Genomic DNA, 16192 nt, shown 5'->3' with positions numbered 1-16192 from the left:
GTCGGCGGCCCACCCCAACCCCGAAGAAAGTCCGGAGCAAGCGCCCGATCACCCTTCCCAAGCCCTCCAGATCGCGTCCAGCAAAGCCCGAACCTCCTCGCGCCGTTCCGCGTCGGACACCTCGATTTTGTCTCCGGCGCTGCGGAAGGTGACCTCCCGCCCCTGGTCGTCACGGACGGTGACCAGCGTCCCGAAACCAGCGAGCGGCTTGATCACCCGAACCATGTCGGGCACCTCATCGACGGCCACGGTCACCGAGAGGTCGTCATCAGCCAAAGCGAACGGCGCGTACGCAGCCAGCCGCGGAGCCGCAGCAACCCGCTCAGCGACCACGTCCGGGGGTCCGGCAATCTGGTATCGCTCATCCCCGGCGACGGTGCCGGATATCGAGATCCGGCTGAGACCGGCGGCCTCGGGCTCCCGTGCAACCTGCTGATGGATGGCGACGACATCGTCCAGCTCGACGCCACCGATCTGGAGACCGCGAGCATCGCTGCTGACCGACCCCACCGACGAGAGCGCAGCGAGATCGAGGACGAGCTGAGCAGCGGGGACGTCCCGGCTCCAAGCGTTGATCTTGCCGCCGCTGACGCTGACGCGTTGACCGGGCGTCTGGCGCGCGAGCTCGTCGGCCGCAACCACATCCTCGCCGCGACTCATCTCCAGCACCAGCGAGCCCGGCCTGATCGCATAGCTCACGACGTCGAGCCGATCCCGGATCTCGCGGAGGCCAGCGATCGGGTCCGTCATCGAAACCGCTTCAGGCAACGTGTCGACGTGCTCCCAGTAGTCGGCCGCGTCGGTGACGCTCTGATCCTTTCCGTGGGCCACTAGCACACCGGCGCGCTCACAGCCCGGCGTCGCGGCCCGGAGCGCAACCAGGCCCTCATAGACAGCCACCGGATCCGTACTCGCCTGCGCCTCGACGACACAGGCCTGTGACCCGGCACCGTAGGCGATCGTCGCGCTGCCCAGATCGGTGCGCTGCCGCACCTCGTCGAGCAACCGCAACCCGCTCGCGTTGCTCTCCTCCGATGGGCTCACCTGGAGATCGACGCGGTCTATCCCGAGAGTGAGCTCGTAGTCGGGACTCTCCCCGGACACGTAGGGCTCGAGGATCGCGGCGATCTCAGCGGCCCGCGCCGTGCTGATCCCGTCCTCCAGGACGATGGTTCCGCTGGCGTCACCCGCAAACGGCAGCACGTTGTTGCCCCCGACCTCCACCCGCACGATGCCATCGACACCCTCGAGCCGCTCGCTCAGCTCATCGGCCAGCTGGTCGCCCCGGTTGGCCGCGCACGACGACGCCATCAGCGCGATGGCGAGCGCCATGACGACAGTGCGAGTGCTCACAAAGCTTCCCTTCGGTCCCGAGATATGGGTCATCGCTGCTCAGCGCTCGCTCTCGGACCACGTACGCAACCGAGCGACGATCGCGTCGATGGCCCCGTCCTGAAGTGCACGCCCGAAGACACCGTCGTTGAACCGCTCACCACGAACGTAGACCGTAGCGAGCCGAGCAGCGTCCGCGACCGGCGCGGCAGCGAGCAGCGAGGGGTCGGAGAGATGCGGGTTGCCGCGCATCCATTTCATCCAGTCGATAGAAGCACCAGGGAGCGAGCGATAGAGCTGACGGACTTGGTCGCTGTAGGCGGGATACGGCATCTGGATCGCGCCGCTCTCGGTCTTCTGCCCGCCACCCCAGGCGAAGTCACGGTCCTCAGCGGTCAGCGCATCGGCGGCCTCGAAGGCCTCACGCCACCTCGACTCCGGCACGCTCCGCAGCTCAGCCTCGACCTGGGCATCGGAAGGATCGAGGGCCTCGCGGGCGCGGTCGAAGGTGTCGTACGCCTTCTGGTCGAAGAGCACGACACGCACCTCGTCGACAGAGGTCGGGGTCCGGGCGAGGGTCCACAGGGAGACGTACGCGGCCTCCTCGAGCGGGTAGCGGTAGACGCCGGTCGAGATCGCCGGGAACGCAACCGTGTGCGCCCCGAGCTCGTCGGCCACCCGGAGCGACTCACGGAAACACGAGGTCAGCGGGGCACTGTTGTCCTGGCCGTCGGTGTAGACCGGCCCGACCGTGTGGATCACCCACCTCGCAGAAAGGTCGCCGGCGGTCGTCGCGACCGCCTGCCCCACAGGTAGACCGCCGCCGAGATGTCCGGCCCGCAGCCGCCGGCACTCCTCGAGGATCGCCGGGCCGCCGCGCCGGTGGATCGCCCCGTCCACCCCTCCCCCGCCCAGCAGCGAGGAGTTGGCGGCGTTCACGACCGCGTCGACCTGTTGTTCGGTGATGTCCCCGCGTACGACCGTGATCCTCACGCGGTCAATCTAGCCACCCGGGCTCGGGCGACCCAGGCCGCCGGGCCGAGGGCGGCGGCGACGCCGGCCGCGATGGAGGCGAGGACGCCCAGCCACCCCAGCCCGGCGGCCTCGAGACCCGGATAGATCTGCCAGTGGACGAGGTAGATCCACAGCGACGCCGCGGCGAGCACGGCGGCGAGCCGGGCCAGCGGCCAGGGCAGCAGAGGCGGCCACGGGACCAGCAGGACGAGGATGCCGAGGGCGACCGTGGCCTCCCGGACGGGGTCACCGAAGAAGCCGTACGTCGCGACCACGACCGTGACCGCGACGAGCACACGCTGCCAGGGCCGCTGTGCCTCGGCCGCCGCCCAGCCCAGCGCGAGGCACCACAGGACGCAGCCGATCGTGTAGCGCTCGGTCACGCCGGCTTCGATGCCGACCCACAGATACCGCACCGCGAGGGTCGCACCCACCACCACGACAGCCGCACCGAACCGGTGGCGCCGCTGCCACCGATCGAGGACGGGCACCAGCAGCAGGAGGGCGAGACCGGCGAAGGACCAGGTGATGACCTCCAGGAACCACAGCTGCCAGTCGCGGGTCCACTCGTCGCTGCCCAGCGCCTGGTTGAGCCCGAGTGCGGTCGGCCAGTGGTAGCGGTCGCTGACCAGAGCCACCGCGGCCACCCAGAGCCCCGCCGGGAGCGCGACCGCGGCAGCGCCCCGGAGCAGGCGGCGCGCGCGCAGGGTCCGGGTGGGAGCGGTGAGCCCGAAGCGGGCGAGGTTGAACCCGGCCACCGCGAGCAGGATGTGCGCGCCGCCGAGCAGGGTCCACACGTCCGCATGGCTGCCCACGATCGCGACGATGGCCACCGCGCGCAGCAGCACCGGGATCTCGACGGGCCGCAGCCAGCGCCGCGGGCTCCGCGCGCTCGCGGCGAGCTCGGCGATGCTCCGGTGCTGCCAGCCCGAGGGCAGGGTGCCGAGCCGCTCGCCGAGCTGGGTGGCGATCTCGACGAAGGAGAGCGAGTCGCCGCCGAGCGAGACGAAGCTGTCGGCCACCGTCGCATCGGGACGCCGCAGCACCGTGGCATAGACCGAACGCAGCGCCTCGGCGTCCGCACCCTCCGCCAGCCCCGCATCTGGTGGCCCGGCCGCGTCCGCCACGCTGGCCCAGGCGTTGAGGGTGGCGTAGTCGACCTTGCCGTTCGGCGTACGCGGCACCTCATCGATCCGGTGGACCTGGACCGCAGCGCGCGGCAGGGCCACGATTCCGTCCACGAGCTCCGGCAACCGGTCGGCGGACCCAGGATCGTCGGTGTACAGGTGCAGCCGGCCACCCGGAGCGACGGCACGCGCAGACCCGAGCTCGGACTCGATCCGGTCGAGGTCGACGCGCAGTCCGAGGATCTTGCCGAACCGGCTGCGCCGGCCGGTGATCTCCCACAGCCCGTCGTCGGCCTGACGGGCCAGGTCGCCGGTGCGGAGCTCGGTGAGCTCGGGTCCGCGGGCGAGGTCGGCGACGCTCTCGGCGTACCCCATCATCACGTTCGGCCCGGTGTAGACCAGCTCGCCTACGGGACCGTCGACGGGATCGAGGCGGAAGTGCCCGCCCGGGATCGGGATGCCGATCGCCTCGGGCCGGCTCGCGGCGAGGGCGGGTGGGAGGTAGGCCATCCGGGCGGTGGCCTCGGTCTGGCCGTACATCACGACCAGGTCCCACCCACGCGACTCCCCCAGCGCGGCGTAGCGACGGACGGTCTCGGCCGGCATCTTGCCGCCGGCCTGGGTGATGTAGCGCAGCGACGGCAACGAGCGGTCGGCGAACCCCGAGGTGTCGAGCACGTCGAAGGTGTAGGGAACGCCGGCGAACGAGGTGGCGCCGTGACGCGCCGCGACGTCCCAGAAGCACTCGTCGGCGACCGAGAGGTCGGTGAGGATCACCGCGGCTCCCACGCTCAGGTGGGAGTTGAGGACCGAGAGGCCGTAGCAGTAGTGCAGCGGCAGCGAGCTCATCGCCCGGTCGGCGGAGGTGAGCCCGAGGTACGCCGCGATGCTGGCCGCATTGGCGGTCAGGTTGTCCCGGGAGAGCCGGACCAGCTTCGGCGACCCGGTCGACCCCGAGGTCGACAGCAGCAGCGCGAGGTCGGGATGGAGATCTGCCCGGCCGTCGAACGCCGCCCGGTAGCGCGTCCGCAGCTCGGCATGATCACCACCCGGCGGCGTCAGCAGCACCGGCCGACGAGCGGCGAGGGCGGCCAGGTAGCCGATCACCGAGTCCAGGTCGTTGCCCGCCTCGAGCAGCACGACCCCGTGGGGACCATAGGCAGCCGCCCGGTCCATCACCGCCTGCTCCAGCTCCGCGTAGGTCAGCGTCGTCTCGTCGGTGATGACCGCCGGGTCCCCGGGCCGCCCGTTCCGGAGCAGGTGCGCACCGGTCGCGAAGGTCGAGCTCATCGCGCGTCCCCGGCGTAGCCGACCAGCGGCCCGACGACCTCGAGCGCGACCGTGGCTCCGATGTCGGGGATCCCGGTGCCCGGGACCCGGGCGGTGACGCGTACGTCATCGCTCAGCCGCACCCGGATGGTGGCGTCGTGGCCGAAGAAGGAGACCTCCTCGACGACGCCCTTGGTGCCGGAGGTGGCGTCGGCCGAGACCTGCACCTGCTCCGCGCGGACGACCAGCGTCACCGCCCCGGCGGGCCGCGGCGTGGTGAGCGCGACCTCGCCGAGCGGCGAGTCGACCCGCCCGTCGCCGCCCACCTCACCGGCAAGCAGCGTCGCCGAGCCGAGGAAGGCCGCGACCCCGGGATGCTCAGGGGTCAGGTAGACGTCCACCGCCGAGCCGACCTGCAGGAAGCGCCCGGCGGCCATCACGGCCACCTGGTCGGCCAGCGAGAGCGCCTCGCCCTGGTCGTGGGTGACCAGCAGCGCTGCCGCGCCGGCCGTACGCAGCGCCCGCACGACCGCACGCCCGGACTCCTCGCGCAGCCCCGCGTCGAGCGAGGAGAAGGGCTCGTCGAGGAGCACCAGGTGCGGCCGGGGCGCGAGCGCGCGAGCCACGGCGACGCGCTGCTGCTGGCCGCCGGAGAGCTCGTGGGGATGCCGATCGGCCAGCTCGGCCGGCAGCTCGAGCAGCCGGAGCAGCTCGGCGACACGGTCCTGCCGCTCGGCACGGCCCACGTTCCGGCGCAGCCCGAAGGCGATGTTGCCGCCGACGTCGAGATGCGGGAAGAGGGCGCCCTCCTGCGGGACGTACCCGATCCCGCGGCGGCGCGGCGCCAGCCCGGCGACCGAGCGGCCACCGATCCTGATCTCCCCCGCGGTCGGCGTCATGAACCCCGCCACGCACCGCAGCAGCGTGGTCTTGCCGCAGCCCGAGGCACCGAGGACGGCGGTCACGCCGCCCTCGACGGTCAGGTCGAGCCCGTCGAGCACCTCGCGCCGACCGTGTCCGGCCCGCAGCCCACTGATCTCCAACGCCGCGTTCATCGGGCCTCCCCTCTCGACGAGCGACCCAGCAGGATCGTCGCCGGCATCGCGAGGAGCACCAGCGCCAGCGCATAGGGCGCCGCGGCGCCGTACGCGACCGAGGACGCCTCGCTCCAGAACTCCGTGGCCAGCGTCGTGGTCCCGATCGGGGCCAGCAGCAGCGTCGCAGTCAGCTCCGTGGAGACCGCGAGCGCGACCATCGCGGTCGCCGTCGCCAGCCCGGGCAGGAGCAGCGGCAAGGTCACCCGGCGCATCGCGGCGGCCCGGCTCAGCCCCAGGCTGAGCGCGACCTCCTCCAGCCGCGGCGGCACCAGCTCCAGCACCCCGCGCACGGCGACGAGCGCGCGTGGCAGGAACAGGATGACGTACGCCGCCACCAGCAGCGGCAGCGTCTGGTAGAGCCCGGGCACCCAGCCGATGGCGACGGTGACCAGGGCGAGCGCGACCACCACACCGGGCAGCGCGCTGGTGACGTACGCGACCCGCTCGACGCCCAGCGACCAGCTCGTCCGACGGCGGACGGCCTGCCAGACGACCGGCACCGCGGCGGCCGTCGCGACGACTCCGGCGACCGCGGCCAGCGCGATGCTGGTGCCGGCGGCAGGCAGCAGGCGGCTCAGGTCGAGCTCGGCCGAGGCACCCCGGACCAACCAGCGCACCAGGCTCGCGGCCGGCAGACCGACGGCCAGCGCGACGAAGATCCCGAGGGCGACGACCACCGGCGCGGTCCCCCGCCCGAGCCGCAGCCGGGGGGAAGGGCGGGCGGTGCCGCTCCCGACGCGGGCGCGCCGGACAGGACCGCGGATCAGCATCTCCAGGGCCAGCAGCCCGAGACAGGCGAGCAGCAGCACGCCAGCCAGCAGGGTGGCTGCCGGACCGTTGAAGGCGGCGCCGTACTGCTGCAGGATCGCGGTCGTGAGGGTCGGGTAGTTGAGCAGCTGGAGCGCGCCGTACTCGGCCAGCAGGTGCAGCCCCACCAGCAGCGCACCACCGAGCACCGCCGGTGCGACGGTAGGCAGGACCACGCGGAGGAACACCTCCCGTGGCCGCCGCCCGAGGGAAGCGGCGACCTCCTCCAGCGACGGGTCGAGGCGTCGCAGCGCCGCCACCGCGGGCAGGTAGACCAGCGGATAGTAGGAGAGCGAGACGACCAGCACGGCCCCGAGATAGGACTGGACCGCGTGGGTCGTGGCGACCCAGGCATAGCCGTTCACGAAGGCCGGGATGGCCAGCGGCGCGCACAGCGCTCCGTGCCACCAGCCGGCCAGAGGCAGGGAGGTCCGCTCGACCACCCATGCCCCGCTGACCCCGAAGACGACGGAGAGCAGTACCCCGCCGACGAGCAGCCGGCCGGTGTTCCACAGCAGCTCACCGATGCGCGGCCGGACCAGGAAGTCGTACGCCTCCGCCGGCCCCAGCGAGGCGGTCGACCACACGACGTACGCCACCGGGAGCAGACAGACGGCGGCGATCGCGCCGGCCACCGCCGGCATCAGCCACCTTCCTGAGGAGGCGGCCGGAAACGTGCCGAGATGCACGCTGCTCAGAGGAACCCGACTTCCGTCATCATCTCGACCACGGCGTCGCTGTCGAGCTCGGAGACCGAGACGGCGGGCGGATCGAGCTCGGAGAAGGGCTTGACCGGCGGGTCGAGCTGCACCGCGGGGTTCAGCGGGTACTCCAGCGCGTAGCTGTCGGCCAGCCCCTGCTGCCCGGTCTTGCCGGTGAGATAGCCGATGAACTCCTCGGCATCCGTCTTGTGCTCGGCCGAGGCCAGCACGCCCGCACCGGAGACGCTCACGAAGGCGCCGGGGTCCTGGTTACCGAAGAAGTGGAGCTCGGAGCTGTCGCTGACCTCGCCGGACTCGGCCTGGTCGCGGTACCAGTAGTAGTGGTAGATGATCCCCACCGGCACCTCGCCCGCGTTGACCGACTCCAGCACGACGTTGTTGCCGTCGTAGACGGTGCCGTTGGCCTTGATCCCCTCGAGCCATGCCTTCGTGGCCGCCTCGCCCTCGAGGGCCAGGACGCCGGCGACGATCGCCTGGAAGTCGGCGCCGGTCGGCGAGAAGGAGATCTTGCCCTTCCACTCCGGCTCGGCCAGGTCGAGCAGCGAGGCCGGCAGCTCGGCCTCGGTGATCTGGTCGGTGTTGTAGACGAGAACGGTGGAGCGGGCCACGAACCCGGTCCAGGCATTGCTCTCCGGACGGTACTGCTGCGGGATCGGCGCGGTCACGTCGTCCGGCAGGGTGGCCAGCAGGCCCTCACGCTCGACCGCGGCCATCGCCGGGGAGTTCTCGGTGAGGAAGACGTCGGCGGGCGACTTCTCGCCCTCCGCGACCAGCTGTGCGGCGAGCTCGAGGTCCTTGCCGTTGCGCAGTTCGACGTCGATCCCCGTCTCCTTCTCGAACGCCGGCACCAGCTCCTCCATGAGCTGCTCGTGCTGAGCGTTGTAGACGACGAGCGCGTCGCCGGAGGAGCACGAGGTGAGCGTCGCTCCGAGGAGGGCGACAGAGACCGAGACCACAACAGCTGAGATAGGCTTCACGGCCGTCCTTTCAATTGGTAAGCCTCACCTTAGGAAGGTTTACCTAAGAAGGCGAGCACGGGAATGTGGCGCTTTTGGTTCGCGTTTGATCTTGATCCGGACGTGCATCGGTTTTGCCGATGCTCTGCGCCAAAAGGATTCGTTTGCCAGAGGAACTGCCGAGTCACGACCATGGTGGGGCGCCTCACACCCTTTGGAGAATGACCATGTCTGACCAGCCAGTCGTCGAGAAGCACACCATCGGCTACGTCCCACCCGAGGACCGCCATGGCAAGGTGCGCGACCTCTTCACCCTGTGGTTCGGGACCAACATCGCGCCCCTGCCCGTCGTCACCGGTGCCGCCGGCGTCACCGTCTTCGGCCTCGATCTGTTCTGGTGCGTGGTCGCCATCGTGGTCGGCCACCTCGTGGGCGGTGTCTTCATGGCACTGCACTCGGCCCAGGGCCCGCAGATGGGCATCCCGCAGATGATCCAGAGCCGCGGCCAGTTCGGCTCCTACGGGGCACTGATCGTCGTGGTGATCGCGGCGGTCATGTACCTGGCCTTCTTCGCCTCCAACATCGTCCTCGCCGGCCAGTCGCTGCACGGCATCGCCGACCCGATCCCGGTCGAGGCGGGCATCGTCCTGGGGGCGCTCGGCTCGGGCCTGATCGCCGTGATCGGCTACAAGGTGATCCACTCGCTCAACAAGGTCGCCACCTGGGTCCTCGGCATCGGGATCGTGCTCGGCACCGTCGCGATCTTCGTCTCCGGCGTGCCCGCGGGCTTCTGGACGCAGGGTGGCTACAGCACCGCCGGGTTCCTCGCGACGGTCTCGCTGGGTGCTCTGTGGCAGATCGCGTTCGCGCCGTACGTCTCGGACTACTCCCGCTACCTGCCGGCGAGCGTCGGGGTGAAGGCGACCTTCACCGCCACCTACCTCGGCTGCACCCTCGGCTCGATCCTGCCGTTCGTCTTCGGCGCGATCGTGGCGCTGGCGATGAAGCCGGGCGTCGAGGTCATGACCGGGGTGCGCGACACCACCGGCGCGTTCGGTACGCCGCTGCTCATCCTGTTCCTGCTCTCGGTGATCAGCCACAACGCGCTCAACCTCTACGGCACCGTGCTCTCGGTCATCACCTGCGTGCAGACGTTCGTCGCCAGCTGGATCCCGACCGCCCGCAGCCGCGTGGTGCTCTCGCTGGTGGTGATGGCCGCCTCGACGTACTTCGCCATCGGCGTCTCCGGCAACTTCATCTCACACTTCGTCGACATCGTGCTCGCGCTGCTCGTCGTGCTGGTCCCGTGGACCGCGATCAACCTGATCGACTTCTACCTGATCCACCGCGGCAACTACGACCTCGACTCGATCTTCGCGGCCGACGGCGGCATCTACGGCCGCTTCAACGGCCAGGCGATCCTCGCCTACGTGATCGGCATCGTCGTCCAGATCCCGTTCATGGCGACGCCGCTCTACACCGGGCCGGTCGCGGACAGGCTCAACGGCGCCGACCTGAGCTGGATCATCGGCCTGGTCGCGACCGCGCCGATCTACTACCTGCTGGCGCGCGGCCGCAAGCTCGCACCGAGCGAGCTGGCGCTCGCCTCGCACGCCTGAGGCACCGAGCACTCCCACGGCGGGGAGGTCGCGTCAGCGGCCTTCCCGCCGTCGTGCTGCCCGGCCCGAGGAGCGGACGAACGCCTGGGCGCGGGCGGTGAGGCGTACGCCCTTCATCGAGGCCAGCACGACCTCGAGGGGCTCGACCTCGTCGGTGATCTCGAGGGTCACGATCTGCGCACCGTCGTACGTCGTGTCGCTGGCCGGACGCTGGTTGAGGACCGACCATCCCTGGCCGTTGGCGACCATCGCCCGGACGGTCTCGAAGCCGGCGCTGCGGTGGCGGATCCGCGGGCGGAAGCCGGCCGACTCGACGAGCCGCTCGAAGTACTGGCCGCTGTGCGGCAGGTCCAGGAGCACCATCGGCTCCTCCTCGAGCTCGGCGAGCGCGACCTTCTTGCGGCGAGCCAGCCGGTGGCCCTTGCCGATGAGGACGTACGGCGCCGCGAGGCCGACCTGGACGTGGTCGATGTCGTCGTCGAGGTCGTAGCCGTACATGAGCGCCAGCTCGCAGCTGCCCGAGCGCAGCGCGTGCTTGAGCGCGGCGTGCTCGTCCTCGACGACGGAGACGTGGATGCCGGGATGGTCCTGCTCGCAGGCGGCCAGCAGCCGGGGCAGCTCGAAGGGGCCCAGGGTGGTGAAGCAGCCGATGGCGAGGTCGCCGACGAGCGCCTGGCCGGCGGAGCGCGCCACTTCGACCAGCTCGCTGGTGTGCACGAGGTAGCTGCGCAGCTCGCGGTAGAACTCCTCGCCGGCGGCCGTCAGGGTCAGCCCGCGCGCGTGGTGGCGCAGCAACAGCTGGACGCCCAGCTCCTTCTCGAGCTGGGCGACGGCCGTCGAGACGGCCGACTGCGAGACCACGAGCTGCCGCGACGCGGCGGTCATGCTGCCCAGCTCCGCAGCCGCGGCGAAGTAGCGCAGCTGGGTCAGGGTGAAGGACGGCTCGGCCATGCGAGCCATCCTGCCCGAAGTCACTCTCGTTTGGCCCCGTTGACGCTGTCGGCGCCGGTTGGGTCGAGGTTCGCGAGCGTCTCGGGACGCAGCAGCGCGTCGAGCACGACCGGGTCGAGCCCACCGGCGGCAAGAGCCAGGTCCCGTACGTCGCCCGCACCGCTCAACGCGGCCTTGGCGATCTCGGCGGAGCGCGCGTAGCCGAGCAGCGGGGTCAGGGCGGTGGCGAGGCCGGCGTTGCCGGCGGCAGCGGCGGCGAGCTTGGCGGCGTCGACGGTGATCCCGTCGACGCACAGCTCCCGCAGCGAGTCGAAGGCGGCGGCGGTCCAGGTGAAGCCCTGGAGCAGGCCGTGTGCCATCACCGGCTCGAACGCGTTGAGCTGGAGCTGGCCGCCCTCGGCCGCCATGGTGACGGTCAGGTCGTTGCCGATCACCCAGAAGGCGACCTGGTTGACCATCTCCGGGATGACCGGGTTGACCTTGCCGGGCATGATGCTCGACCCGGCCTGGCGGGCGGGGAGCCGGAGCTCGCCGAGCCCGGCCTGCGGGCCGGAGCTGAGCAGCCGGAGGTCGTTGCAGATCTTGGAGGCCTTGACGACGATCCGCTTCAGCACGCTGGAGACCTGCACGAACGCGCCGGTGTCGCTGGTCGCCTCGACGAGGTCGCCCGCGCCGACCACCGGAAGTCCGGTGATCTCGGCGAGGTGCCGGACGGCGAGCCGCCGGTAGTCGGGGTGGGCGGTGATCCCGGTGCCGATCGCCGTGGCGCCGAGGTTGATCTCGCACAGCAGCACCCGCGAGTCGGCCAGCCGGGCCAGCTCCTCGCGCAGCGTGATCGCGAAGGCGCCGAGCTCCTGACCGACCGTCATCGGGACGGCGTCCTGGAGCTGCGTACGTCCGATCTTGGGGACCGCGCGGAACTCGGCCGCCTTGCGGGCGAACGAGTCGGCGAGGGCCTCGGTGGACTCGACCAGGCGATCGATCGCGCCGACCAGGGCGAGCCGGACGGCGGTCGGGTAGACGTCGTTGGTCGACTGGCAGCGGTTCACGTGGTCCAGCGGGTGGATCTCGTCGTAGCTGCCGAACGGCAGCCCGAGGATCTCGAGCGCCCGGTTGGCGACGACCTCGTTGGCGTTCATGTTGGTCGAGGTGCCGGCGCCGCCCTGGATCACGTCGACGACGAACTGGTCGTCGAGGTCGCCGTCGCGGACCTCCTGCGCGGCGGCGGCGATGGCGTCGTGGCGACGGTCGTCGAGCAGCCCAAGCTCGTGGTTGGCGCGGACGGCGGCGAGCTTGACCGCACCGAGGGCCGCGACGAGCGAGCGGTGGCTCCCGACCGTCGTGCCGCTGACCGGGAAGTTCCGCAGCGCGCGGGCGGTGTGAACACCCCAGTAGGCGGTCGCCGGGACCTCGAACGCGCCGAGGGAGTCGTGCTCGGTGCGGGTCGGCGGGGCGTCGACGGTGGTCATCGTGCGGTCGCCTCCTCGGCGACGTCGAGCGCGGTCCAGGCCAGCGCGGTGGCGGCATCGAGGAGCGCCTTCTCGGCGTCCCCGCCGACGCAGTGCGCGGCGAACTCGGGCTGGTGGTTGAGGGCGGTCCCGGAGTTGATGCCGACGTAGGGGTGGATCGCGTTCACGACCTGGGAGACGTTGCCCATGTCGGTGGAGGCGCGGTTCATCCGGCGAGCGGGGGTTCCTGGGTCGAAGACCCGGCCGATCTCCTCGGCATTGCGCCGGTACGCCGCCAGCGCGGGCGCGAAGGTGCGGAACTCGGCGTACGGCTTGCTCTCCGGTTCGACGGTGAGCTTCGCGCCGGTGGCGAGGGCACCGGCCTCGAAGCAGCGCCAGACCTTCTCCTCCGTCTCGGCGAGCTGGGCGAGGCTCTCGGCGCGGACGTACCAGCGGCCCTCGGTCCGCGCGGGGATGGCGTTGGGCGCCTCTCCCCCGTTGGTCATCACGCCGTGCACCCGCACGGTCGGCGGCAGCTGCTGGCGGAGCAGGCCGATCGCGACCTGGGCGATGGTGAAGGCGTCGGCGGCGTTGACGCCCTGCTCGGGATAGGCGGCCGCGTGGGCCGCCTTGCCGCGGTACTCGACGTGCGAGTGGGACACCGCGAACGGTTCGGCCTCGGCGACATCGACGGGAGCCGGGTGGGCCATCATGGCCAGGTCCAGCCCGGCGAAGGCGCCACGCTCGAGCAGCTCGATCTTGCCGCCACCGCCCTCCTCGGCAGGGGTGCCGTAGACCTCGATCGTGAGCCCTGCGGCGTCGGCCAGCGGGGCGAGCGCGCGGGCCGCGCCGACGGTGATCGCGGAGATCAGGTTGTGGCCGCAGGCGTGGCCGAGGCCGGGGAGGGCGTCGTACTCGGCGCACAGGCCGAGGCGGAACGGGCCGCTGCCGAAGGTCGCCAGAAAGGCTGTCTCCAGACCGAGGTAGGCCGGGGTGACGGTGAATCCGGCCTCCTCGAGGGACTCCGCGACCCAGCGCGAGGAGCTGTGCTCCTCCCAGCCGGTCTCGGGGTTCGCGTGCAGCTGCTCGGAGAGCCTGATGAGGCGCTCGGCGTCGCTGCTGACGGTGGTCGCGGCGTACTGCTTCGAAGTGGTCATCGACTCACTCGTCCCCGGGCACGCCGTAGGACGGGGCGACGGTGGGGTCGAGGCCGCGGGTCACGTAGTCGTCACGCTGCGGCATCCAGACCTTCAGCAGGTCGCGGAGCTCCTCGACCGGGCGCTCGCTCCAGTCGACGCGGAGGTCGGTGACCCGCCAGGCGACGTCGCGTACGACCGAGAGGCCCGCCGAGTGCAGCGGTCCGGCCTCGCCGCCGGCGGCCAGCCCGGCCTCGAGGGCGGCCAGCAGCCGCTCCTCGAGGTCCCCGGTCGCGGCCTCGAAGCCGGCGACGACGGCGTCGACAACCTCGGTGCCGGCCAGCAGGTTGCCTGCGGCGACCACCTGTGGCGCGACGGCGTGGTGGTGGATACCGAGCGACCCGGACCCGCTGTACGCCGCACCGGCGCCGTCGAGGCCGAGCACGGTCAGCTGGCGGTGGTCGATGTGCTCGCGGCCCTGGGTGACCGACGCGAGCGCGGCCCGGGCGTCGAGCCCCGAGGCGAGCGCGTCGAGCAGCTCGGTGCCCAGGCGCGGGTCGGTGATGTTCTGCGACGAGGCGCCGCCGACGCCGGGACGCAGGTGGATGCAGCGCGCGGCGACAGCCGGGCTGGAGGAGGTGACGGCGATGCCGACGGCCCCCTTGCCGTCGGTGGCGAGGACGGAGAAGGTCACTTCGCCACCTCGGGAATGACCGCGATCGCGTCGACCTCGACCAGCCACTCCGGGCGGGCCAGGGCGGAGATCACGATGCCGGTGGAGATCGGGTGCACGCCCTTCGTCCAGCGGCCGATCGTCCGGTAGACGGTCTCGCGGTAGCGCGGGTCGACGATGTAGATGGTGAGCTTGACCAGGTGCTCCATCTCGGCACCGGCCTCCTCGAGCAGCATCTTGATGTTGGCCATCGCCTGCTCGGTCTGCGCCTCGACGTCGCCGATGCCGACCGACTCGCTGGTGTCCAGGTCCTGCCCGATCTGACCGCGTACGTAGACCGTGTTGCCCGCGACGACGGCCTGGCACAGGTCGTTGTCGAGGTTCTGCTCCGGGTAGGTGACGCTGGTGTTGAACGGGCGGATCCGGGTGTGCCCGCCGACGACGATGCTGCTGGGTTTGTTGGTCTCCACGACGACCAGTCCACCTCGTCAGAGAGCATGTGTCCAACAGATGTTTCCAAGGACTATCACCAATGAAACAGATGCAGTGGCGCAGGCTGGGATTGCATCGGTCGATCCGATGGGTAAGGCCAACAACATCTGTTGGACACGGGCAACGCGGCGGCTCAGGATCTGAGTATGTCCAACGAACAGATCGAGGTCCTCGTCGTCGGCGCCGGTCAGGCCGGCGTGGCGATGAGCGAGCACCTGAGCGACAACGGCGTCCCCCATCTCGTGCTGGAGCGTGACCGGATCGCGGAGCGGTGGCGCACGATGCGCTGGGACTCGCTCGTCGCCAACGGCCCGGCCTGGCACGACCGGTTCCCGGGCCTGGAGTTCCAGGACGTCGACGCGGAAGCGTTCGCCACCAAGGACCAGGTCGCCGCCTACTTCGAGGCGTACGCCGAGAAGATCGCCGCCCCGATCAGGACCGGTGTCGAGGTCACCTCGGTGACCCGCAACCAGGGCCGGCCGGGCTTCCGGGTCGAGACCTCCGACGGCGTCATCGACGCGCGGTACGTCGTCGCTGCGACCGGCCCGTTCCAGCGGCCGGTCTACCCGCCGATCGTCCCCGACGGCGCGGTCGCCGTGCAGATGCACTCGAGCGACTACCGCAACCCCGACCAGCTTCCCGAAGGCAACGTCCTCGTCGTCGGCGCCGGCTCCTCCGGCGTCCAGATCGCCGACGAGCTGCAGCGCTCCGGCCGCCAGGTCCACCTCTCGGTCGGTCCGCACGACCGTCCCCCGCGCAGCTACCGCGGCCGCGACTTCTGCTGGTGGCTCGGCGTCCTCGGTCTCTGGGACCTGGAGACCCCGGCGGCCGGCGCGGAGCACGTCACCATTGCCGTCAGCGGCGCGCGCGGCGGCCACACCGTCGACTTCCGATCCCTCGAGGCGAGCGGGATCCAGCTCGTCGGCATGACCGACACCTACGACGCCGGCACGCTCACCTTCCGCGAGGACCTGGCCGAGAACATCGCCCAAGGCGACGCCAACTACCTCGCCCTCCTCGACGCCGCCGACGAGTACGTCACCCGCAACGGCATCGACCTGCCCGAGGAGCCCTCGGCCCGCGACCTCGGCCCCAGCCCTTCAGCTGCGACCACGCCCCTGCTCTCCCTGGACCTGGCCGAGGCCGGCATCACCACGGTGATCTGGGCGACCGGCTTCGCGACCGACTACGGCTGGCTCCAGGTCGACGCGCTCGACAAGAACGGCCGCCCGGCCCACCGCCGAGGCGTCTCCACCGAGCCCGGCGTCTACTTCGTCGGCCTCCCCTGGCTCTCCCGCCGCGGCTCGAGCTTCATCTGGGGCGTATGGCACGACGCCAAGCACGTCGCCGGCCACATCGCTACGCAGCGGAGCTACGCGGCATACGACCGTCAGGCGCGCGGCTGATTCGGATGGCGTGATCCCGAACCTACGACGGGGAGGTCGACAGGGGTTCGGTCGCGCTGGGTGTGTTCGGGCTGGCCGAGATCGCCAGCCGGGTCGGTCAGCGACGAGTCACCGAGAAGCCGGTGGAGCTCACCGGCGGCTGG

13 protein-coding genes and 1 pseudogene are annotated in these 16192 nt (G+C 71.1%); 2 read left to right on the top strand and 12 right to left on the bottom strand.

Features of this window, described 5'->3' with window-relative positions:
* Positions 1–48: 48 nt before the first annotated feature.
* The 7 genes and pseudogenes from ABZY89_RS21955 to ABZY89_RS21925 form a co-directional block, all read right to left on the bottom strand.
* Positions 49–1353, bottom strand: a complete 1305-nt coding sequence (locus ABZY89_RS21955) for a hypothetical protein (RefSeq protein WP_355230595.1) — start codon at positions 1351–1353, stop codon at positions 49–51.
* A 39-nt stretch (positions 1354–1392) separates the two neighbouring features.
* Positions 1393–1776, bottom strand: a complete 384-nt coding sequence (locus ABZY89_RS21950; RefSeq protein ID WP_355230672.1) for a DUF6508 domain-containing protein — start codon at positions 1774–1776, stop codon at positions 1393–1395.
* Positions 1777–1848: 72 nt separating this feature from the next.
* Positions 1849–2325 (bottom strand): annotated as a pseudogene (locus ABZY89_RS21945) (O-acetyl-ADP-ribose deacetylase); the annotation flags it as partial.
* A complete protein-coding gene (locus tag ABZY89_RS21940; protein ID WP_355230593.1) occupies positions 2322–4763 on the bottom strand; it encodes a non-ribosomal peptide synthetase in 2442 nt (813 codons plus the stop codon). The pseudogene ABZY89_RS21945 and the gene ABZY89_RS21940, both read right to left, overlap by 4 nt.
* Entirely contained in the window at positions 4760–5797 is a 1038-nt protein-coding gene (locus ABZY89_RS21935; protein WP_355230591.1) for an ABC transporter ATP-binding protein, read from the bottom strand. Before ABZY89_RS21935 ends, ABZY89_RS21940 begins: the two co-directional genes overlap by 4 nt.
* Positions 5794–7335, bottom strand: coding sequence for an iron ABC transporter permease (locus tag ABZY89_RS21930; RefSeq protein WP_355230589.1), 1542 nt, complete (start codon positions 7333–7335; stop codon positions 5794–5796). The genes ABZY89_RS21935 and ABZY89_RS21930 overlap by 4 nt, the downstream gene beginning before the upstream one ends.
* Positions 7336–7340: 5 nt before the next feature.
* Positions 7341–8345, bottom strand: coding sequence for an iron ABC transporter substrate-binding protein (locus tag ABZY89_RS21925; RefSeq protein WP_355230588.1), 1005 nt, complete (start codon positions 8343–8345; stop codon positions 7341–7343).
* 206 nt (positions 8346–8551) lie between these two features.
* Here ABZY89_RS21925 and ABZY89_RS21920 point away from each other — a divergent pair, with 206 nt between their 5' ends.
* Entirely contained in the window at positions 8552–9943 is a 1392-nt protein-coding gene (locus ABZY89_RS21920) for a cytosine permease (RefSeq protein ID WP_355230586.1), read from the top strand.
* Positions 9944–9976: 33 nt separating this feature from the next.
* Here the strand turns inward: ABZY89_RS21920 and ABZY89_RS21915 are convergent, their stop codons facing one another.
* Genes ABZY89_RS21915 through ABZY89_RS21895 form a run of 5 tightly spaced genes read right to left on the bottom strand, consistent with a single transcriptional unit; the run spans position 9977 to position 14621 of the window.
* Positions 9977–10894 (bottom strand): LysR family transcriptional regulator, encoded by a 918-nt coding sequence (locus tag ABZY89_RS21915; RefSeq protein WP_355230585.1) that lies wholly within the window; start codon positions 10892–10894, stop codon positions 9977–9979.
* A gap of 20 nt (positions 10895–10914) precedes the next feature.
* On the bottom strand, positions 10915–12363 hold the full coding sequence (locus ABZY89_RS21910; RefSeq protein ID WP_355230584.1) for an aspartate ammonia-lyase: 1449 nt from the start codon (positions 12361–12363) through the stop codon (positions 10915–10917).
* On the bottom strand, positions 12360–13499 hold the full coding sequence (locus ABZY89_RS21905; protein ID WP_355230582.1) for a M20 family metallopeptidase: 1140 nt from the start codon (positions 13497–13499) through the stop codon (positions 12360–12362). The genes ABZY89_RS21910 and ABZY89_RS21905 overlap by 4 nt, the downstream gene beginning before the upstream one ends.
* 4 nt (positions 13500–13503) lie before the next feature.
* Complete coding sequence (locus ABZY89_RS21900) at positions 13504–14172, bottom strand: DUF1028 domain-containing protein (RefSeq protein ID WP_355016913.1); 669 nt, start codon at positions 14170–14172, stop codon at positions 13504–13506.
* A complete protein-coding gene (locus tag ABZY89_RS21895) occupies positions 14169–14621 on the bottom strand; it encodes a RidA family protein (protein ID WP_186349213.1) in 453 nt (150 codons plus the stop codon). Before ABZY89_RS21895 ends, ABZY89_RS21900 begins: the two co-directional genes overlap by 4 nt.
* A 168-nt stretch (positions 14622–14789) precedes the next feature.
* Between ABZY89_RS21895 and ABZY89_RS21890 the strand changes: the two genes are divergently transcribed.
* Positions 14790–16049, top strand: a complete 1260-nt coding sequence (locus ABZY89_RS21890; RefSeq protein WP_355230580.1) for an NAD(P)/FAD-dependent oxidoreductase — start codon at positions 14790–14792, stop codon at positions 16047–16049.
* Positions 16050–16192: the final 143 nt, after the last annotated feature.

It is taken from the genome of Nocardioides sp. NPDC006303, assembly GCF_040613175.1.
Lineage (GTDB): Bacteria > Actinomycetota > Actinomycetes > Propionibacteriales > Nocardioidaceae > Nocardioides.
This window is presented reverse-complemented; position numbering and strand designations above follow the sequence as displayed.

Excerpts from the sequence above, each read along its gene's own strand:
- ABZY89_RS21935 (WP_355230591.1), bottom strand. The coding sequence starts at position 5,797 with ATGAACGCGGCGTTGGAGATCAGTGGGCTGCGGGCCGGACACGGTCGG.
- ABZY89_RS21915 (WP_355230585.1), bottom strand. The coding sequence starts at position 10,894 with ATGGCCGAGCCGTCCTTCACCCTGACCCAGCTGCGCTACTTCGCCGCG.
- ABZY89_RS21890 (WP_355230580.1), top strand. The coding sequence starts at position 14,790 with ATGTCCAACGAACAGATCGAGGTCCTCGTCGTCGGCGCCGGTCAGGCC.
- ABZY89_RS21910 (WP_355230584.1), bottom strand. The coding sequence starts at position 12,363 with ATGACCACCGTCGACGCCCCGCCGACCCGCACCGAGCACGACTCCCTC.
- ABZY89_RS21940 (WP_355230593.1), bottom strand. The coding sequence starts at position 4,763 with ATGAGCTCGACCTTCGCGACCGGTGCGCACCTGCTCCGGAACGGGCGG.
- ABZY89_RS21905 (WP_355230582.1), bottom strand. The coding sequence starts at position 13,499 with ATGACCACTTCGAAGCAGTACGCCGCGACCACCGTCAGCAGCGACGCC.
- ABZY89_RS21920 (WP_355230586.1), top strand. The coding sequence starts at position 8,552 with ATGTCTGACCAGCCAGTCGTCGAGAAGCACACCATCGGCTACGTCCCA.